At 69.6% G+C, this 19,308-nt stretch carries 19 protein-coding genes; 5 read left to right on the top strand and 14 right to left on the bottom strand.

The window, feature by feature from the left end; genetic code table 11:
- The first annotated feature begins 87 nt into the window (after positions 1-87).
- Positions 88-1,038: an acyl-ACP desaturase gene (locus HPY32_RS00370; protein WP_067581868.1), complete on the top strand. Its 951-nt coding sequence runs from the start codon at positions 88-90 to the stop codon at positions 1,036-1,038.
- Position 1,039: 1 nt separating this feature from the next.
- Here HPY32_RS00370 and HPY32_RS00365 read toward each other — a convergent pair whose 3' ends face one another.
- From HPY32_RS00365 to HPY32_RS00355, 3 genes are all read right to left on the bottom strand, one after another.
- Positions 1,040-1,837 (bottom strand): biotin--[acetyl-CoA-carboxylase] ligase, encoded by a 798-nt coding sequence (locus HPY32_RS00365; RefSeq protein ID WP_067581865.1) that lies wholly within the window; start codon positions 1,835-1,837, stop codon positions 1,040-1,042.
- A gap of 389 nt (positions 1,838-2,226) precedes the next feature.
- Positions 2,227-2,565 carry a hypothetical protein gene (locus HPY32_RS00360; protein ID WP_067581862.1) on the bottom strand — a complete coding sequence of 113 codons (339 nt, stop codon included), beginning with the start codon at positions 2,563-2,565 and terminating at the stop codon, positions 2,227-2,229.
- Complete coding sequence (locus HPY32_RS00355; protein WP_067581859.1) at positions 2,565-3,020, bottom strand: DUF1707 SHOCT-like domain-containing protein; 456 nt, start codon at positions 3,018-3,020, stop codon at positions 2,565-2,567. Before HPY32_RS00355 ends, HPY32_RS00360 begins: the two co-directional genes overlap by 1 nt.
- Before the next feature lie 58 nt (positions 3,021-3,078).
- Here HPY32_RS00355 and HPY32_RS00350 point away from each other — a divergent pair, with 58 nt between their 5' ends.
- Positions 3,079-4,728 (top strand): serine/threonine-protein kinase, encoded by a 1,650-nt coding sequence (locus HPY32_RS00350; protein WP_067581856.1) that lies wholly within the window; start codon positions 3,079-3,081, stop codon positions 4,726-4,728.
- A gap of 28 nt (positions 4,729-4,756) precedes the next feature.
- On the opposite strand, the gene HPY32_RS00345 is transcribed toward HPY32_RS00350, so the two are convergent.
- Positions 4,757-6,559, bottom strand: coding sequence for an acetyl/propionyl/methylcrotonyl-CoA carboxylase subunit alpha (locus HPY32_RS00345; RefSeq protein ID WP_067581854.1), 1,803 nt, complete (start codon positions 6,557-6,559; stop codon positions 4,757-4,759).
- Between the two features lie 120 nt (positions 6,560-6,679).
- Complete coding sequence (locus HPY32_RS00340; RefSeq protein WP_067581851.1) at positions 6,680-7,609, bottom strand: sulfurtransferase; 930 nt, start codon at positions 7,607-7,609, stop codon at positions 6,680-6,682.
- A gap of 158 nt (positions 7,610-7,767) precedes the next feature.
- On the opposite strand from HPY32_RS00340, the gene HPY32_RS00335 reads away from it, so the two are divergent.
- On the top strand, positions 7,768-8,562 hold the full coding sequence (locus tag HPY32_RS00335) for a helix-turn-helix transcriptional regulator (RefSeq protein ID WP_067581848.1): 795 nt from the start codon (positions 7,768-7,770) through the stop codon (positions 8,560-8,562).
- On the opposite strand, the gene HPY32_RS00330 is transcribed toward HPY32_RS00335, so the two are convergent.
- The 6 genes from HPY32_RS00330 to HPY32_RS00305 form a co-directional block, all read right to left on the bottom strand.
- On the bottom strand, positions 8,476-9,141 hold the full coding sequence (locus HPY32_RS00330) for a Maf family nucleotide pyrophosphatase (protein WP_067581845.1): 666 nt from the start codon (positions 9,139-9,141) through the stop codon (positions 8,476-8,478). The two genes, HPY32_RS00335 and HPY32_RS00330, sit on opposite strands and share 87 nt — an antisense overlap.
- 1 nt (position 9,142) lies before the next feature.
- Complete coding sequence (locus HPY32_RS00325; protein ID WP_067581842.1) at positions 9,143-9,460, bottom strand: acyl-CoA carboxylase epsilon subunit; 318 nt, start codon at positions 9,458-9,460, stop codon at positions 9,143-9,145.
- Positions 9,461-9,635: 175 nt separating this feature from the next.
- The gene (locus HPY32_RS00320) at positions 9,636-11,276 is read right to left on the bottom strand and encodes an acyl-CoA carboxylase subunit beta (protein WP_067581838.1); all 1,641 of its coding nucleotides are present in this window, start codon (positions 11,274-11,276) and stop codon (positions 9,636-9,638) included.
- 121 nt (positions 11,277-11,397) lie between these two features.
- Entirely contained in the window at positions 11,398-12,450 is a 1,053-nt protein-coding gene (locus HPY32_RS00315; protein ID WP_231951452.1) for a YVTN family beta-propeller repeat protein, read from the bottom strand.
- 312 nt (positions 12,451-12,762) lie between these two features.
- Entirely contained in the window at positions 12,763-14,109 is a 1,347-nt protein-coding gene (gene lat / locus HPY32_RS00310; RefSeq protein ID WP_082870874.1) for an L-lysine 6-transaminase, read from the bottom strand.
- A 67-nt stretch (positions 14,110-14,176) separates the two neighbouring features.
- Positions 14,177-14,629 (bottom strand): Lrp/AsnC family transcriptional regulator, encoded by a 453-nt coding sequence (locus HPY32_RS00305; protein WP_067581834.1) that lies wholly within the window; start codon positions 14,627-14,629, stop codon positions 14,177-14,179.
- Between the two features lie 60 nt (positions 14,630-14,689).
- On the opposite strand from HPY32_RS00305, the gene amaB reads away from it, so the two are divergent.
- Entirely contained in the window at positions 14,690-16,219 is a 1,530-nt protein-coding gene (gene amaB, locus HPY32_RS00300) for an L-piperidine-6-carboxylate dehydrogenase (protein WP_067581831.1), read from the top strand.
- 8 nt (positions 16,220-16,227) lie between these two features.
- Here the strand turns inward: amaB and HPY32_RS00295 are convergent, their stop codons facing one another.
- Together HPY32_RS00295 and HPY32_RS00290 are read right to left on the bottom strand one after the other, a co-directional pair.
- A complete protein-coding gene (locus HPY32_RS00295; protein WP_067581828.1) occupies positions 16,228-17,064 on the bottom strand; it encodes an SDR family oxidoreductase in 837 nt (278 codons plus the stop codon).
- A complete protein-coding gene (locus tag HPY32_RS00290) occupies positions 17,061-18,008 on the bottom strand; it encodes a patatin-like phospholipase family protein (protein ID WP_067585416.1) in 948 nt (315 codons plus the stop codon). The genes HPY32_RS00295 and HPY32_RS00290 overlap by 4 nt, the downstream gene beginning before the upstream one ends.
- 67 nt (positions 18,009-18,075) lie before the next feature.
- Here HPY32_RS00290 and HPY32_RS00285 point away from each other — a divergent pair, with 67 nt between their 5' ends.
- Complete coding sequence (locus HPY32_RS00285) at positions 18,076-18,741, top strand: TetR/AcrR family transcriptional regulator (protein WP_067581825.1); 666 nt, start codon at positions 18,076-18,078, stop codon at positions 18,739-18,741.
- Here the strand turns inward: HPY32_RS00285 and HPY32_RS00280 are convergent.
- Positions 18,692-19,198 (bottom strand): histidine phosphatase family protein, encoded by a 507-nt coding sequence (locus HPY32_RS00280; protein ID WP_156674137.1) that lies wholly within the window; start codon positions 19,196-19,198, stop codon positions 18,692-18,694. The two genes, HPY32_RS00285 and HPY32_RS00280, sit on opposite strands and share 50 nt — an antisense overlap.
- Positions 19,199-19,308: the final 110 nt, after the last annotated feature.

Here is a 19,308-nt window from a genome sequence, read left to right as displayed (position 1 = left end):
GATGCGACAATGTCCCGCAGCGAACGTCTCTTGCTCTTCCGAAGTTCGACCACCCGTGTTCGTCGATATGCGATAGCGGAGGCATGTGTGACCAGGGAACTTACCCAACTGGAAATCCTCACCGAACTCGAACCCGTCGCGGAGCAGAACCTGAACCGCCATCTGTCGATGGCCAAGGACTGGCATCCCCACGACTACGTGCCGTGGGACGAGGGCCGCAACTTCGCCGATCTCGGTGGTGTGGCCTGGGATCCGTCGCAGTCCAGGCTGAGCGAGGTCGCCAAGATCGCGATGATCACCAACCTGCTGACCGAGGACAATCTGCCCTCGTATCACCGGGAGATCTCCGAGAACTTCTCCCAGGAGGGCGCCTGGGGCACCTGGGTGGGCCGCTGGACCGCGGAGGAGAACCGGCATTCCATCGTCATCCGGGACTACCTGGTGGTGACCCGCGGCGTGGACCCGGTCGCGCTGGAGCGGGCCCGCATGATCCATATGACCAACGGCGTTGCGGCGCCGGCGGAATGGGGCGGATTCCTGCAGAACGTCGCGTACGTGACGTTCCAGGAGCTCGCGACCCGGGTCAGCCACCGCAACACCGGCAAGGTGTGCGACGACCCGATCGCCGACCGCATGCTGCAGCGCGTCGCGGCCGACGAGAACCTGCACATGATCTTCTACCGGTCGCTGTGCGGCGCCGGGCTGGACCTCGTGCCCGACCAGGCGATCGAGGCGATCGTCAAGGTGCTCACCCACTTCGTGATGCCCGGCACCGGCATGCCCAACTGGCGGCGCAACGGCGTCACCATGGCCAAGCACGGCATCTACGACCTGCGCCAGCACCTGGAGCAGGTGGTCGAGCCGGTGCTCGAGAACTGGAACATCTTCGACCGCAACGATTTCGGTCCGCGCGGGGAGCAGGCCCGCGAGGAACTGGGCCGGTTCCTGGAGAAGATGGAACGCGACGTCGTCAAATTCGAGGAGCAGCGCGACCGCATGCTCGCCCGGGAGGCCGCCCGGGCCATGGCGTCGGTCTGAACTACCCGGCGCGCAAATGCGTCACGTCACCGGCGGAGACGGCGCGGTCGCCGATCAGCAGGCGGCCGTTCTCGTCCACGCCGGTGGCGACGCCGGTCAGGACCTCGCCACCCGGTAACTCGGCGCGCACCTCGGTGCCGATGGTGGCGCAGCGCGCGCGGTACTGCGCGGCCAAGCCCGCGACATCCCAGTTCGCCGTGTGCCATTCGGTGAAGTAGCGGGCGAATTCGCGCAGCATGGACTGCGCCAGGGCGGTGCGGTCGACCTCGGTCGCACCGGCCAGGGCCAGCGAGGTCGCGTGCGGCACCGGCAGTTCGTCGGCGGTCAGGTCGACATTGAGCCCGACGCCGATCACCACGGCGGGCGAGCCCGCGCCGGAGGCCACCTCGGCCAGGATGCCCGCCACCTTGCGGCCGTCGATGAGAACGTCGTTGGGCCACTTGAGGTTCGCGTCCAGGCCGGTGGTCGCGCGCACCGCGTCCACCACGGCGACACCGGTCAGCAGCGGCAGCCAGCCCAGCGCCGCGGGGTCGATGCCGCGCAGCCGCACCAGGATCGACATCGCGATCTGCGCCCGCGGCGGGCTCACCCAGCTGCGCTCGTGGCGGCCGCGGCCGCGCTCCTGGGCCTCGGCGATCAGCACGCGGCGATCGGCGTCCGGATCGCCCGCGTGCGCGATCAGATCGGCATTGGTGGAACCGGTGGACTCCACCACGTCGACGCGGGAGAAGAACGACAGCTCCGGGGATTCGGCGACGCTGCGCCGCAACAGTTCGGCATCCAAGGCTGGCCTCTGCACATCCGCAGGTTACTCCAGCGACCGACGGTGCCCGGCATACCGTCCGGTCTCCGTCGGTCGCCGGAGCTCAGCGGGCGAGGCAGAGATCGGCGACGCCCATGCGGGGCGACGATGTCTCGCCGTCCCGCCTCTCGCCGCGAACGCCGGAGTCCTCCCAGTACTCGGGGTCGAGCACGGTCGGACGGGGTTCTCTTGTCCGCCAACTGGTCCACGCTGCCGCCGCTGCGCGTTCCGCGACGGTTCTACTCCATTCCCACATGACGCGCCTCCCCTGCGCTCGATTCCGGGGAGCCCACGGTACCGCCGGTCCGGCCGTGCGGGACAGCGATTTTTCTTCCGCACGGAAAGTTCGGCGGGGCCGGGCGGCCGTCGCGGCGACCGCGGGAAGATCAGAGCGGTTGCAGTCCGAGCGCTCCGGCAACGAATCGGCGAACCGCGAGCTCACCGGTTTCCAGCGCGGCGTCGTGTCCCGCGCGCGCCCAGCCCGAAACCCGCGCGGTGCCATCGGGATTCGGCGTGACCACGATCTCGGCGACCAGTTCGGCGGTGGTCGGTTCGCAGACCGCCCAGGAATAGTCGGTGTGCTCCGCCCAGCCCCGGGCGCGGCGGGCGACGTAGTCGGGGTCGGTGATGCCGCCCGCGGCCAGGGCGGGGCGGTCGTCGACGCGGTCGTCGGCGCGCAGCGCCCGCAGATACCAGCTGCCCGCGTTGATCTCGATCGGTTCCATCAGTATCGCCCGCGCCGCTCGCGGCGGCGCTGCATGCGCTGGTGGCGGCGATGGGCCGGGCCGCCGCCGTGCTGGCCCGGCTGGATCGCGCCCACCAGAATGCCGACGGCGGGGATGAGCAGCAGCCACAGCCAGCTGTGCAGGGTGAAGAACAGGACGAGCGCGCCGAGGACGGTCAGGCCCATCATGGCGCCGCGTAGCTCGGGGCGGCCCTGCTGGTCCGGCCGCGCCGGGGCCTGCGAGGCGGTCGAGGCGACCTTGGGCGACGCCACCGGCTCGGGCAGGTCGGCGAAGATCTTGGCCAGATCGCCGCGGGTGACGGCGGCCGCGATGAAGCCGCTGCGCTCGTCGAATTCGGCGACCGAGAGTCGACCGGCGGTGAAATGATCGGACAATCGGCGCATGGCCTCCTCGCGCTCCGCGGTGCCGATGCGGACGTCGGGTGTTTCAGCCATACGACGAGATTAGCGTGTGCGCTGGGCGGCGCGCTGGGAGCGGGATTAGGGTCGGGATATGTTTCCGCCGCACGGCCCCCGCACCGCCGCGCGGCGGTTCGGCGCCTACCGCCTGGACCGGCTCATCGGGCGCGGCTCGGTGGGCGAGGTGTGGCTGGCGCACGACACCGCCGCCGATCGCACGGTGGCCCTGAAGATCCTGTCCGTCACCGCGGCCGAGGATCCGGACTACCGGCGGCGGTTCGAGCGGGAGGCCCGGATCGGGGCGGACCTGGACGATCCGCACATCGTGCCGATCCACGGCTTCGGCGAACAGGACGGGCGCCTGTTCCTGGACATGGCGCATATTCCGGGGGTGGACGTGTCGACGCGGCTGCGGGTCGGCCCGCTGGGCGTGCCCGCGGCGGTCGACCTGGTGGCGCAGGTGGCGCGGGCGCTGGATGCCGCGCACGCGGCCGGGCTGATCCACCGGGATGTGAAGCCCGGCAACATCATCCTGCACCCCAGCGGCTTCGCGTATCTGATCGATTTCGGCATCGCCCGGGCGCCGAACCAAACCACCATCACCGCAACGGGTTTCACGGTGGGCACGCTGGCGTACATGGCGCCGGAACGGTTCACCGGCCACGGCGACGCCCGCTCCGACATCTACGCGCTGGCCTGCGTCCTGTACGAATGCCTCACCGCGCTGCGGCCTTTCGGCGACACCGACCCGGTGCGCCAGCTGCACGCCCACCTGAACGAGGCCCCGCCGAGCGCGCACGCCATCGACCCGGCGGTACCCGCGGCCCTCGACGCGGTGATCGCCCGCGGCATGGCCAAGAACCCCGAGGACCGCTACCCGAGCGCGGGCGCGCTGGCCGCCGCGGCCCTGGCGGCGGTCGGTATGACACAGCCGATTCCGCGCACCCCACCGATTCTGGACGGCTCCGGCACCCGGCCGACCCGAGCACTCTCGGCGGAATCACCCGCTCCGACAAGGCAACTACCGCCGCACGCACCGGAGTCGTTACTACCCTCCCAGACACGATCCGCGGAACCACCTTCTCCCACACGCCAACTACCACCGCAGGCACCGGAGTCATTACTACCCTCCCGGATACGGTCCGCGGAACCACCTTCTCCCACACGCCAACTACCACCGCAGGCAGCGGCATCGGTTCCGCCCGTCCACCGGCAGGCGGCGGAACCACGTGTGCCGACACGACAACTCTCGGCGGAGTATCCGTCGCCGACCAAGCGTGTCTCGGGACAGCCAGCGGTCACGCCGAGCCGAGCGTCTGCGGCGCAGCCCCGCCCGACGCTGGTGGCGACGCGCCTCGCCGGTGCCGGTCGGGTCGAAGCGGCGGTGGCGGAACCGGATTCGGCCGGTCGGGCGTTTCCGACGCGAGTGGTGGCAGTCGCCGTGGCCGCCGCGATCGCGGTGTTCGCCGTGATCGCGATGGTGGTGGCCCTGGTGACCAGCGGTGGTGGCGGGCAGCGGAATCCGGCACGCACGCCCTCCGTGACGGTGGCGCCCACCCGGGACAGTCCGGCTCCCGCGCAGCACACCACCGCCCCGCCGCAGAACCCGCTGACCATCCCGGTCCCGCCCGGCTTCGACAACACCGCGCCGTTCCAGATCCCCACGGGCGGAATGCAGATCCCGGCACCGGCCGCCCACGGGCACGGGCGCAAGCCGCACGAGGCAAAACACAGCGAGCAGTAGCCTGCGCAGGCTACCGAAAAGCCTTGTGCTACTTGATCTCCGCCAGCACGGTGCCCTGGGTGATGGCCGCGCCCGCCTGCACCGACAGACCGGTGACGACACCGGCCTTGTGGGCATTGACCGGGTTCTCCATCTTCATGGCCTCGAGCACCACGATCAGGTCACCGGCCTCGACCGACTGGCCCTCCTCGACCGCGACCTTCACGACCGTGCCCTGCATGGGCGCGGTGACCGCGTCGCCGGACGCGGCGCCCGCGGCCGAGCCACCGCGCTTGCGGGGCTTGGGCTTCTTGCGGATCACGCCCGCGCCGTTACCGGCCGCGCCCGCGGCACCCGCGCCGACGGTGAACTGGCTGGGCAGCGACACCTCCAGGCGACGGCCGCCGACCTCGACGACCACGGTCTGCCGACCGCCGTCCTCGTCCTCCTCGATGGGCTGGCCACCGGTGTAGGGCTCGATCGGGTTGTCCCAATCGGTTTCGATCCACTTGGTGTAGACATCGAACTTGGTGCCGTCACCGATGAACGCGGGGTTGGTGACGATGTGCCGGTGGAACGGCAGCACCGTGGCCAGGCCCTCGATCTCGTACTCGGCCAGCGCGCGGCGCGCCCGCTCCAGCGCCTGGGTGCGGGTCTCGCCGGTCACGATCAGCTTGGCCAGCATCGAGTCGAACTGCCCGCCGATCACGCTGCCCGCGACCACACCCGAATCCACGCGCACGCCCGGACCCGTCGGCTCCTTGTAGACCGTGACCGGGCCGGGGGCGGGCAGGAAGTTGCGGCCCGCGTCCTCACCGTTGATGCGGAACTCGATCGCGTGACCACGCGGCGTCGGGTCCTCGGTGATCGTCAGCTCCTCGCCGTTGGCGATGCGGAACTGCCAGCGCACCAGGTCGATTCCCGAGGTCTCCTCCGTCACCGGGTGCTCGACCTGCAGGCGGGTGTTCACCTCGAGGAACGACACCGTCTCGCCCTGCACCAGATACTCGACGGTGCCCGCGCCGTAATACCCGGCCTCCCGGCAGATCCGCTTGGCCGACTCGTGGATCTTGGCGCGCACCTCGTCGGACAGGAACGGCGCGGGCGCCTCCTCCACCAGCTTCTGGAACCGGCGCTGCAGCGAGCAGTCGCGGGTGCCCGCGACGATGACGTTGCCGTGCTGATCGGCCAGCACCTGCGCCTCGACATGGCGAGCCTTGTCCAGATACTGCTCGACGAAGCACTCGCCCCGCCCGAACGCCGCCGTCGCCTCCCGGGTGGCCGACTCGAACAGCTCCGGGATCTCCTCGACGGTGTGGGCGACCTTCATGCCGCGGCCACCGCCACCGAACGCCGCCTTGATCGCCACCGGGACGCCGTAGGTCTTCGCGAACTCGACCACCTCGGCCGCGTTCTGCACCGGATCCTTGGTGCCCGCCGCCATCGGCGCCTGCGCCCGCTCGGCGATATGCCGCGCGGTGACCTTGTCACCCAGATCCCGAATCGAGCGCGGCGACGGGCCGATCCAGATCAACCCCGCGTCCAGCACCGCCTGCGCGAAATCGGCGTTCTCGGAAAGGAATCCGTATCCGGGGTGAATGGCGTCGGCGCCCGCCTTACGGGCCGCGTCCAAAATCTTGTCGAACACCAGATACGACTCGGCCGAGGTCTGGCCACCGAGCGCGAAGGCCTCATCGGCGAGCTTGACGAACGGGGCATCCGCGTCCGGTTCCGCATACACCGCGACACTCGCGATACCGGCATCCTTGGCGGCCCGGATCACACGCACCGCGATCTCGCCCCGATTCGCAATCAGGACCTTCGTGATCTGCGCGCTGGCATGGCTGGGCACTGAGCCTCCTGTGCTGTGGACAAGTTTCGTCTCGAGCGAGTGTAGGCAGTGTGCCAACAGACGCCGAACCAGGATAGGGGCTACCGAACAGTAGGCCCGGGGAGCACTGTGACCTATACCCTAGCCGGTGCTCACGGCAGGTCGCGCGGCCCCCGCGACGTCTCCCGGTTCACTCCCTTTAACGATGGGAGTTCGCACCGCGTTACCCCATTCCGTCCACGAACCGTCGTAATTGCGAACATTTTCCACGCCCAGCAGCGAGGTCAATACGAACCAGGTGTGCGCCGACCGTTCCCCGATGCGGCAGTAGACGAGGACGCCGGTGGAATCCAGGCAGCCCGCGTAGATTCGAGCCAATTCCGCGTGCGGCCGGAATCGACCGTCGCCGCCCACCGCGGTGGTCCACGGAATGTTCACCGCCGCCGGAATGTGCCCGGCTCGTAACGCCTGTTCCTCGGGGCGATCGGTGATCCGGTCCAATTCGCCCGAATATTCCTCGGCCGCACGAACATCGATGAGTACCGCCCGCTCGTCGGTGCCGTCGAGATGTGCCCGCACCTGGTCCAGAAACGCCCGCGCCCGCGTGTCGTCGCGCTCGACCACCGGATATTCGCCCAGCCCCACATCGGGAACCTCGAAGGTGGTGTCGCGCCCCTCGGAGATCCACGCCTCCCGCCCGCCGTCGAGCAGGCGCACATCGGGATGGCCGAAAAGGGTGAACACCCAGAGTGTCGCGGCGGCGGTGCCATTGGCCTTGTCGCCGTAGATCACCACGGTGTCGTCGCGCTCGATGCCCTTGGCGCGCATCAATTCGGCGAAACGGGCGCCGTCGACCACGTCCCGGGTCGCCGGGTCGGTAAGCTCAGCGCGCCAGTCGATCTTGATGGCACCGGGCACGTGGCCGATGTCGTACAGCAGAATGTCCTCGTTGGACTCGACGATCTTGAGCCCCGACGCGCCGATGTTTGCCGACAGCCACTCTGTGGTTACTAGTCGGTGAGGATGTGCGTGGCGGCCGAAGGATGGATGAGGGTCCGGGGCGACGGGCACGGTGTTTGGTCCTTCATGCGTGGTAGACGGTGGGCAGCGGTTCCACACCGATCGTAGGTGTGGAGCGTTACAGCAACTGGTTTCACATCACGAATCGGGTGAAGAGCGAATAAGTCGCAGCCCCATCCGATAAAGTCTCCCGGGAGGAGGGGTGAGCTATGTCCGATTCTTGGCCACGACGGCGCCTGCTCGCGATCCTACGTGGCGCCAGCGAGCCTCTCGATGCCCAGGAACTGGCGAGAGTAACCGGACAGCACGTCACCACTGTCCGATTTCATCTCGATGTTCTCACGCGCGAATCGCTGGTGCGGCAATTCCAGCAACCACCGCGCGGGCGCGGGCGTCCGCGCATCGGTTACACGGCGGTGCAGCGATCGGTCGGCTATCAGGATCTGGCGCAGGTGCTGGCCGACCAGCTCGGCAGCGACCCGCGCCGGCGCTCGGACGCGGCGGTGGCCGCCGGGCGGGCGTGGGGCGCCAAGCTCGACACGGTCGACAAGCCGATCTCCTCGCTCGACGAGGCCAAGGAGGTCACCGTCACGGTGATGTCCGAGCTGGGTTTCGCCCCCGAGCGCGAGCCGTCCTCCGAGACCGAGGAGCAGGCGCTGATCCGGCTGACCGCCTGCCCGCTGCGGGATCTGGCCCGCACCCACTCCGAGGTGGTGTGCGGCGTGCACCTGGGCCTGATGCGAGAACTGCTGGACCGCAACGGCGCCCGCGACGCGGTCAACGTCCGGCTGCATCCGTTCGTGGAACCCGAACTGTGCGTGGCGCGGTTGGAGGCGCTGAGAAGCACGCTGGTGCCCGATCCGAACACGATGCCGGACGCGCCCCCCGAGGCGGCCGAACCGCGGCTGTCCGCGCCGTCAGGCAGTCGGATCGCGCCGCAGCTCCGCAGCGACCCACAGCTGCGCAACACCGACGCCCACGTCGCCCAGCAGTCGACGCAGTAGCGGCAGGCCGATGCCGATCACGCTGGACGGGTCGCCGTCGATGCGATCGACGAACCAGCCGCCCCGGCCGTCGAGGGTGAAGGCGCCCGCCACCCGCAGCGGTTCGCCGGTGGCGATGTAGGCGTCCAGTTCCGCGGGCGCGGGGTCGGCGAAATGCACGGTGGTGCAACTGCAGTCGTCGGCGTCGGCGACGATCCGCCCGTCGATCAGCCGCAGCACGCAGTGCCCGGTGAGCAGATCGGCGCTGCGCCCGGCCATCTCGGCCCAGCGCGCCCGCGCCAGCTCGGGGGTCAGCGGCTTACCCTGCAACTCGCCGTCGACCAGCAGCATCGAATCACAGCCGACGACAACGCAATCGGCGATCAGTGCGGCGCGGTCGGCGATCAGCGCGGCGGCGACGGCCCGGGCCTTGGCGCGGGCCAGGGCGACGACCACCTGCTCGGGCGGTGTGCCCGCGGGCAGCGCCGCGGCCACCGCGTCCTCGTCCACCGCCGACACGCGCACGAGTGGGGAAAGTCCGGCCGCGCGCAGCACCTGGAGCCGGGCGGGCGAGGCCGACCCGAGAACGAAATCCGTCACGTCAGTCGCGCAGGTGCGACAGGTGCGGGAACGAGTACGGCGAGAACGGCGACGTGCCGCGGTGCAGCAGGGTCGGTCGGCCCCAGAGGTCGGCCGGGCCCTGCGCCACCGGCGCGGCGCCGGAGTTCGCGGCGGCGGCGGCCAGCACGCACACCAGGGCGGCGACCTCGTCGTCGGTCGGCGCGCCCTTCAGGATTCGGATGACGGGGCCCGCGTGCGCCTCGGGCTCGGTCGCGACCGGCTCGGTGGTGTCCAGGTCGTCGACCGACAACGCCAGGTCGGCGGCGCGCAGTATTTCTTCATCAGCCACAGCCGTCACAGCGCCAGCTCCTCCTGTCCTGTTGCCGGGCCGCCCGGGGCTCGGCGTGTCGCAGGCCCCCATCGCTGAGAGCCCTCACTGACCATCTTTACTCGGGTGGTGCCCGGTGCGCGCGGTGAAGCGGTCGATCGACTCTGTTCGCCAGTGTGCGCCGGGCAGTGCCCATATCGTCGGATCAGAGTGGAATGTTGCCGTGCTTCTTGGGCGGCAAGCTCACCATCTTGCGTTCCAGCAGACGCAGCGCCGAGACGATCTGACCGCGGGTGTGCGACGGCGGAACGACCGCGTCGACGTACCCGCGCTCGGCCGCCACATACGGGTTGACCAGGGTGTCCTCGTACTCGTTCTGCAGTTCCAGGCGCAGCGCGTCGACGTCGGCGCCCTCGGTCGCGGCCTGCTGCAACTGCTTACGGTAGACGAAGCCGACGGCGCCCGAGGCGCCCATCACCGCGATCTGCGCGGTCGGCCACGCCAGGTTCACGTCGGCGCCCATGTGCTTGGAACCCATCACGTCGTACGCGCCGCCGTACGCCTTGCGGGTGATGATGGTGATTTTGCCCACAGTGGCCTCGCCGTAGGCGTAGAGCAGCTTGGCGCCGCGGCGAATGATGCCGTTGTACTCCTGGCCCGTCCCCGGCAGGAAGCCCGGCACATCGACCAGGGTGATGATCGGGATGTTGAACGCGTCGCAGGTGCGCACGAAGCGCGCGGCCTTCTCCGAGGCGTCGATGTCCAGGCATCCGGCGAACTGGGTGGGCTGGTTGGCCACGATGCCCACGCTGCGGCCGTCGATGCGGCCGAAGCCGACGATGATGTTCATCGCGCGCTCGGCCTGCACCTCGAGGAATTCGTCGTCGTCGAGCAGTCGGCGGATGACCTCGTGCATGTCGTAGGGCTGGTTCGGCGAGTCCGGGACGATGCTGTCGAGCTCGAGGTCCTCCTCGGTCAGCGAGTCCTCGATCGCGCCCTCGATGGGATCGGTGGGCGCGAAGCGCGGCGGCTCGGCGCGATTGTTGCTGGGCAGGTAGCCGAGCAGGTCCTTCACGTAGTCCAGCGCGTCCTGCTCGCCGGAGGCGACATAGTGCGCCACGCCCGACTTCACCATGTGGGTGTGGGCGCCGCCCAACTCCTCCATGGTGACCTCTTCACCGGTCACGGTCTTGATGACATCGGGGCCGGTGACGAACATCTGGCTGGTCTGATCGACCATGACGACGAAGTCGGTCAGCGCCGGGGAGTACACGTGCCCGCCCGCGGCCGGGCCCATGATGAGCGAGATCTGCGGGATCACGCCGGAGGCCCGGATATTGCGGTGGAAGATCTCGCCATAGAGGCCGAGCGAGACCACGCCCTCCTGGATGCGGGCGCCGGCGCCCTCGTTGATGCCGATCAGCGGGCGGCCGGTCTTGAGCGCCAGATCCATGACCTTGACGATCTTCTCGCCGTACACCTCGCCGAGGCTGCCGCCGAAGACGGTGACGTCCTGGGAGAAGATGCACACGTCCCGGCCGTCGATGGTGCCGTAGCCGGTCACCACGCCGTCGCCGAGCGGGCGGTTGTTCTCCAGTCCGAAGTTGACGCTGCGATGCCGCGCCAGCGCGTCCAGTTCGACGAACGAGCCCTCGTCCAGCAGGGCAAGGATGCGCTCGCGGGCGGTCATCTTGCCCTTGGCGTGCACCTTGTCGACCGCGGCCTCGCCCATCGGGTGCTTGGCCTCGTCCAGCCGATTGCGCAGATCAGCCAGCTTGCCAGCGGTGGTGTGAATATCGGGGGCGCCCGCCGACCCCGGGGAGGACTGCTGCTGGACACTCGTCATGCCCCGGAGTTTAGCCAGTGCGCGAGCGGCGGGGAATTCGAGTGGGGCCTACCGGCGAGTACCGCTGTTGACTACCCGCCAGTAGAAAAGGCCAGGTGAAATGCGGTGAGGGGCAAGGATTTCACCGCATCACGCCGGTGTGCCCGGTGGAGTAGCGGCCCGGTTGCGGCCAGACGGTGAGGCCGTGCGGACCGCGGCCGACGGGTATGCGCGCCAACAGTTTCCAGTCCGCGATGTCGATCGCGTACACCTCGCCGCTGTAGCGTCCGCTCACCCAGAACACGCGGCCGTCGGCGGAGATATTGCCCATATCGGGACTGCCGCCGCCCGGGATGTTCCAGGTGCGGACCAGCTTGCGCGCCGCGAAATCCCAGACCGACAGGCTGCCCTCGCCGCGATTGGTGATGATCATCTGCTTGGCGTCGCGGGTGACGTAGAGCCCGTGGGTGCCCTTGCCGGTCGCGACGAAGCCGGTGGTGTCGAAGGTCTTGGCGTCGATGGTGTACATCCCGTCGGCCATCATGTCGGCGACGAAGAACGTCGACCCGTCCGGCGACAGCTTCACGTCCTGCGGCATGCCGCCGCCCCCGCCCGGCAGGTCGACCATCCGCGGCACCTTCCGCGCGGCGACGTCGATCACCGCCATCCGGCCCGCGAACTCGCAACTGGCCAGCGCGAAGCGGCCGTCGGCGGTGAAGTCCAGGTGATCGACGCCCGCGCAGTCGGGCACCGGGATCGCGTCGACCCGCTGCCAGCTGTGCGGGTCGTAGAGGTCCAGCGAGCGGTCCGCCTCGGCGACGACGATCGCGTACCGCCCGTCGGGGGTGAAGTACATGTTGTAGGGATCGCGCACCGGTAATGGTTCGCCCGGCCTGCCGGTGCGCGGATCGATGGGTAAGAGGCTGCCACTGCCCAGCGGTAGGTCGTTGGTCGCGTAGAGCGTCTGCATGTCGTAGGCGGGCACCACATGCTGCGGCTCGGCTCCCTGGGACGGGAAGGTGTCGATCACCTGGAAGGTGGCCGGGTCGATCACCGTGACGGTGTTCGATTCGCTGTTGGGCACATAAACCCGCGGCAAATGATCGGCGACCGCCGGGGCGAGCTCCCGGGCGCCCGCGTAGACGTCGGTGGCCGACAGCGGCGGCGGCATGCCGGGAAGCAGGTTCGCCGCCACCGGCGACGGTGCTTCCGGCGAACCGTCAGCGGAACTTGCTGGCTGGACTTTTCTTTCGGATGCGGTCGACGAGCAACCGGCGAGAACAACAACTGCGACAATGATTCCGAGACGAACACCGCGTGCCGTCACGCGGTGCACCGTGCCGTGCGGTCATGGTGGCAAGTGCGCATGCCGCGAATAGTAGGGCCCCGCACCGGCTTCGGCAGTTACCACACGGCGAAGTCACGTGGGGTGGCGGACGGCTCCTCCACCACCGCGGCCCGAGTGACGAATCGCCACCCGGACACGCGGGGAGAATCGGACCGAGAGTCAGCTCTGCGCGCTCAGCACGCGATCGAGCGCTTCGACCGCCTCGTCCAGTTCGTCGGCGGTCACGGTGAGCGGCGGCCGGAAGCGCAGCCCGCGCTCGCCGGTGCCGAGCATGAGCACCCGCTCACGCTCGCGCAGCTCGGTGACGACCGCGTCGCGCAGCTCCGCCGACGCCAGCGTGATGGCGCAGATCAGGCCGCGGCCGCGCGGGTCGGTGACCGCCTCGTGCTTGTCGGCGAGCTGCTGGAGCTGGTCGAGCAGGTAGCCGCCGAGGTGGGCGGCGCGCTCGGCCAGATCCTCGCTCTCGATCACCTCGAGGATGCGCCGCGACCGAACCATGTCGGTGAGGTTGCCGCCCCAGGTGGAGTTGAGCCGCGAGCCGACCCGGAAGACGTTGTCGGGCACCTCGTCGACGCGCCCGCCGGCCATGATGCCGCACACCTGGGTCTTCTTGCCGAAGGCCACCACGTCGGGCCGCAGGCCGAACTGCTGGAACACCCACATGCTGCCGGTGGCGGCGACGCCGGTCTGCACCTCGTCGAGGACGAACAGGGCGTCGTTGTCGTGACACAGCTGCTGCATGGCCAGCAGGAACTGCGGGCGCATGTGCCGGTCGCCGCCCTCGCCCTGAATCGGCTCGGCGATGAAACACGCTATGTCGTGCGGGTTTTCGGCGAAGGCGGCGCGGGCCTGGGCCAGCGCGTTCGCCTCGGCGGCCTCGATGTCGACGCCCTCGGCGAGGTAGGGGGTGTCGATGCGCGGCCAGTCGAACTTCGGGAAGCGCGCGACCTTCACCGGATCGGTGTTGGTCAGCGACATGGTGTACCCGCTGCGGCCGTGGAACGCACCGGTCAGGTGCAGCACCTTGGTGCCGAGTTCGGCGGGGCGGCCGTGCATTTCGTTGTGCCGGCTCTTCCAGTCGAAGGCCACCTTGAGGGCGTTCTCGACGGCCAGCGCACCGCCGTCGATGAAGAACAGGTGCGGCAGATGGGGATCGCCGAGCACCCGCGCGAACGTGTCGACGAAGCGGGCCATTTCGACGGTGTAGATATCGGAGTTGCTGGGCTTGTTCAGGGCCGCTGCCGTGAGCTCCTCGCGGAACTGCTCGTCATCGGCCAGCGCCGGATGGTTCATACCCAGCGCCGACGAGGCGAAGTAGCCGAACATGTCCAGATAGGAGGTGTCGTCACGCGCGTCGATCAGCCGCCGGCCGCGGGATCTCCGCACGTCCAGCACCAGATCGAAGCCATCGGCCAGGATGTTGGCGGACAGGATTTCGTGTACCCGAGAGGCGGTGACCAGTGTCGCGTCGGCAACCACCCCGGGGCGCTCCAGTTCGAGGGTCACACAAACCAGGCTACGTAAATTTTTACGCTATGGCTACGGTTTTGGAGGAAAAAGTTACGTTCGCGCATCATCTGTCATAGAATGTCTGCAGAATGATGGTGCTTCGAGTCCTGACGTTGGCGGTCGCCCTGATCTCCTGGAGCAGCTGCTCCAGATGCCGCGGCGATGCCACTCGGACGAGCAGGACGTAGCTTTCCTCCCCCGCTACCGAATGGCATTCCTCGATGCCGGGGATGTGCCGCAGGCGAGCGGGGGCATCATCGGGTAACGACGGGTCGAGAGGAGTGATGGCGACGAACGCGGACAGCAGCTGCCCCAGCGCCTCCGGGTCGACCTTGGCGGTATACCCGCGGATCACCCCGCGCGCCTCGAGCCGTCGCACCCTCGACTGCACCGCGGACACCGAAAGGTTGGCCTTCTCCGCGAGATTGGAGAGCGTGGCCCGTCCGTCGGCCATGAGTTCGCGGATCAGTAGTCGATCAATATCGTCCATAGCAGGTTTCGCTGGTGCATCAGCCATCAGCGAAGGCTAACTCAGCGAATCGAAGTCGTGGTACGAACGGACTCCTGGAGCAAACGTATGACATCTGCACGCACCGCCCCCGTCACCGCCGAGCTGCGCGCCCGCGCCGCGGAATTGCTGCGTGAGCTGGGCGCGGATCTGCCCGAGGCGGGCCCGCTGTCGGCGCGCACGCCCATCACCGGCGGTGAGCTGGCGACGCTGGCGCCCAGCACCGAGGCCGAGGTCGACGCGGCGATCGGCAAGGCGGCCAGCGCATTTCGGCAGTGGCGCACCGTGCCCGCGCCGCGCCGCGCCGCCGTGGTGCGGCGGCTGGGGCAGCTGCTCACCGAACATCTGGACGCGCTCGGCGAGCTGGTCACGCTGGAGGCCGGCAAGATCGGCCCCGAGGCCCGCGGCGAGGTCCAGGAGATGATCGACATCTGCGAGTTCGCGGTGGGGTTGTCCAGGCAGCTGTACGGGCACACCATGCCGTCGGAGCGGCCGGGGCACCGGCTCATGGAAACCTGGCATCCGCTGGGCGTGGTCGGGGTGCTGTCGGCGTTCAACTTCCCGGTGGCGGTGTGGTCGTGGAACACCGCGGTCGCGCTGGTCTGTGGCGACACCGTGGTGTGGAAGCCCTCGGAGACAACGCCTTTGACGGCGCTGGCCTGCCACACCCTGCTGCGCCGCGCGGCCGCCGAGGTCGGCATCGACCCGGAGATCCACCAGCTCGTCCAGGGCGCGGCCGACGTCGGGCAGCGGCTGGTCGACGATGAGCGGGTGGCGCTGGTCAGCGCGACCGGGTCGGTGCGCATGGGCCAGATCGTCGCGCCGCGGGTGGCGGCCCGGTTCGGCCGCTGCCTGCTGGAGCTGGGCGGCAACAACGCGGCCGTGGTGACGTCCTCGGCCGATCTGGAACTGGCCACCCGCGCGGTGGTTTTCAGCGCGGCGGGCACCGCCGGTCAGCGCTGCACCACGCTGCGCCGGGTGATCGCGCACGCCGATGTGGCGGGCGCACTGGTGGATCGGCTGGAGAAGGCGTATCGCCAACTGCCCGTGGGCAGTCCGCTCGACGACGACGTGCTGGTGGGGCCGCTGATCAACGGGCGTGCCTACGAGGCGATGCGGAAGGCGATCGAGCGCGCCGTCGCCGATGGTGGCGAACTGGTCTGCGGCGGCGAGCGAGTCGAGATCGGCGGCGAGGACTCCTACTATGTGCGGCCCGCGATCGTGCGCATGCCCGCGCAGACCGCGGTGGTTCGCGAGGAGACCTTCGCGCCCATCCTCTACGTGCTCACCTACTCCGACTTCGATGCCGCGATCGAGCTGCACAACGAAGTGCCGCAGGGACTTTCGTCGGCGATCTTCACCGGCGACCAGCGCGAGGCCGAGCGCTTCCTGGCCGCCGACGGCTCCGACTGCGGCATCGCCAACGTCAATATCGGCACCTCCGGCGCGGAGATCGGCGGCGCCTTCGGCGGCGAGAAGCAGACCGGCGGGGGCCGCGAATCCGGTTCGGACTCCTGGAAGGCGTACATGCGCCGGGCGACCAACACCGTCAACTACTCCGACGATCTGCCACTGGCGCAGGGCATCAAGTTCGGATAGCGGCTGGGCTAGTCCTGTGCGCCGATGGCCCGCACCGCGTCTTCGTAGGCGGTGCGGGCCTTCTCGTCGGAGGGGTGCAGGGCGCGGTCGCCGTCGACGACACGGCGGATCAGGCGGACGAGGCCCTCGGGGGCGGCGGTGAAGGCGAGATCGAGCGGGGTCAGGTAGCCGGGGACCGCGATCTCGGCGCGGCGGGTGCGGCAGGTCTTCACGACGGCGGCGGCGACGTCGGCGGGGTCGACGGTCGGCAGGCCGCGGCCGAGGGTGAAGCCGGAGGACAGGCGGGTGCGCACCGCCGAGGGCAGCACGGCGCTGACGCTCACCCCGTGCACGGCGAACTCCAGCCGGGTGGCGGCCGAAAGCCCCACGGCCGCATACTTGCTCGCGTTGTACACGGCGAGCCCGGGCAGCGGGATCTTGCCCGCCAGCGAGGCGACGTTGACCACGTGCCCGCGCCCGCGCTCGATCATGCCGGGTACCACCGCCCGCATGCCGTGGATCAGGCCCCACACATTGACGTCGATGGTGGTGTGCGCCACCGACTCCGGCTGGTCGAGGAACGATCCGGCGGGCATCACCCCGGCATTGTTCACCAGGATGTCGATGCGGCCCAGCTCGGCGACCACCTTGTCCCACCGCTCCCGGTCGCGCACGTCCAGTTCGTAGGCGCGCGCGCCCAGCCGGGCGGCGGTCGACTCGGCGGCGGCGAGATCGAGATCGGCTATCGCCACCTCGGATCCGTTGCGCGCGAACAGTTCCGCGGTGGCCGCCCCGATGCCGCGGCCCGCGCCGGTGATCAGCACCCGGGCGCCGGTGAGCGGGAGGGCCGGATAGTCGTTGGTCATGCGAAGACTCCCTGCTCGAGTGCGCGGCGGGTGCTGCGCAGGCTGTGTTCGAAGGTGTCGAGACGGCGGCGGCCGTCCATGAAATTGGGGCCCGTCACCGCGAGATCGGCGGCGGTGACATCGACCCGCAACACCTTGGTACCGGCCGCCCGGACCGCGGCGATTTCGGCATCGAGGGTGGCGCTCATCCGATTTCGCAGCTGCCGTTCCAGCAGATGTCCCGGCCCGGTGGCCGGAATGCGGCCGGTCGAGGCCATCGGCGCCAGCACCACCAGCTCGTCCAGGCCCTGATGCTCGAGCAGATCCACCGACGCGGTGGAGGCGGCGCCGCCGTCGATGTAGCGGCGGCCGCCGATGACCACGGGCGGGAACCAGCCGGGCACCGCCCAGGAGGCGCGCAGGGCCGCGCCCAGCGGAGCGGCCGGGGCGGCGGGGGACCCGAAGGCGACCCGCGCGCCGCTGCCGTAATCCATGGCGACGAGCCAGGTGGCGGGGTGCGCCACCCAGTCGCGGCCCGGATTCAATCCGGTCGCCAGGCGTTCCAGCCAGCCCGCGTCGCCGCCGCCGACGGGTAGCAGCGCGCTCCCGGCGGTCAGCAGGCCCTGCGGAGATCGCAGGCCGCGCAGGGCGTTTCGGGGCGCACCGAGCCGCGGCCGGGGCGGCGGCGGGAAGCGGGCGGGTTGGTCGCGCAGGTGGCGGGCGAGCACCGGATGCGTCGTGGTGCCGCGCTGCAGGGCGATCAGCTCGTCCACGCCGATGCCGCTGCCGAGCATGGTGACCAGTTCCGCGCCCGCCGAGGTACCGATCAGCACGTCCGCCGCGCACGGGTCCCAGTCCAGCGCGTCGCGCACCGCGGCCAGCGCGGCGACGATCCAGGCCGCGCCGAGCGTGCCGCCGCATCCGAGGGCCAGGCCACGACGGAGAGACCGGTTACCGTTACTCATAGTTGCGAACATATCAGAATGTAAATACCGGCGGTATTCGAAATCCCGTGGAACTTAGAATCGCGGCATGGCACGACTGACCCGCACCGAGACCCAGGCCCGCACCCGCGCCGACCTGCTCGCCACGGCCCGCGAGCTGTTCCTGGCCGAGGGGTATGCCCGGACCGGCCTGGAGCGGGTCGCCGAGGCGGCCGGATATTCCAAGGGCGCGGTGTATTCGAACTTCCGCACCAAGTCCGAGCTGTGCCTGCAGGTGCTCGCCGATATCCACGAGAGCAAGTTCGCGGAGGTCACCGCGCTGCTCGCCGCGGGCGGCACGCTGGATGAGCGCCTGGGGCGCTTCCAGCGGTGGGCCGAACGCACGCTCGGCGACGTCGGCTGGACCATGCTGGAATTCGAATTCGCCATCGTCGCCCGCGACGACCCGGACCTGCAGGCCGCGTTGGTGTCCAACCTGGCCCTGGTCCGCGGCACGATCGCGGCCCAGCTGCAACTGCTCGCGCACGATATGGGCGTCACCCTCCCCCTCCCCGCCGAGGACGCCGCCACCTCGGTCCTGAGTCTCGGCCTCGGCCTGGGCATTCAGCGCGCCATCGATCCCACGTTGTCGGCCCGCCTCGTCTCCGACGCCATCCGCCTGCTCATGCGGTCGGCCCTCCCGAACACGACGGGCGACGACCGTGTCAGGTTCGGAAGTGCAGCGTCCACTCCCCTCGGTAATGCAGGCGAGTGATGCTGACCGGTGGGATGTCGATGCGCCAGAACGATTTTGCGGGGGCGTCCAGGGTGATCAGCAGGGCCGCGCGGATGACCGCGGGGTGGGTCACGGCGATGGTCGGCAGGCCCTGCCCGGCCATGTCGGTGAGCCATTCCCGGGTGCGCGCGATCACGTCGATCACGGCCTCGCCGCCGTGGCCGCGGAACTTCGGATCGGTGAGCCAGGCGTAGAGCTCGTCCTGCGGCACCGACATCAGCTCGCCGCCGCGCCACGCGCCCGCATCCAGGTCGCGCAGCCGGTCGTCCTCCTCACCCAGCAGCCCGAGCAGCGCCGCGGTCTCGATCGCGCGGCGCTCGGGCGCGGTGAGCACCCGGGCGGCATGCAGTCGTCCGGAGGCGGCGACCGCGAGCCGACCGGCCTCGGTGAGGGGCTCGTCCACGGGGAATCGTGCTTTGCGCATCGCCTCGGTCATGCCATGACTGACCAAGTCGAGTCGGAGCACCTTGTGCACGGTATGGAAGCCTACGGCGATGCGCGGCATACCGTGCCGCGATTGCGCGGTGTTTGATGGCCTCGCTCCGC

Source organism: Nocardia terpenica, assembly GCF_013186535.1.
GTDB classification, from domain to species: domain Bacteria; phylum Actinomycetota; class Actinomycetes; order Mycobacteriales; family Mycobacteriaceae; genus Nocardia; species Nocardia terpenica.
The sequence above is the reverse complement of the archived record's forward strand: the minus strand, read 5'-3'. Positions and strand labels throughout refer to the sequence as shown.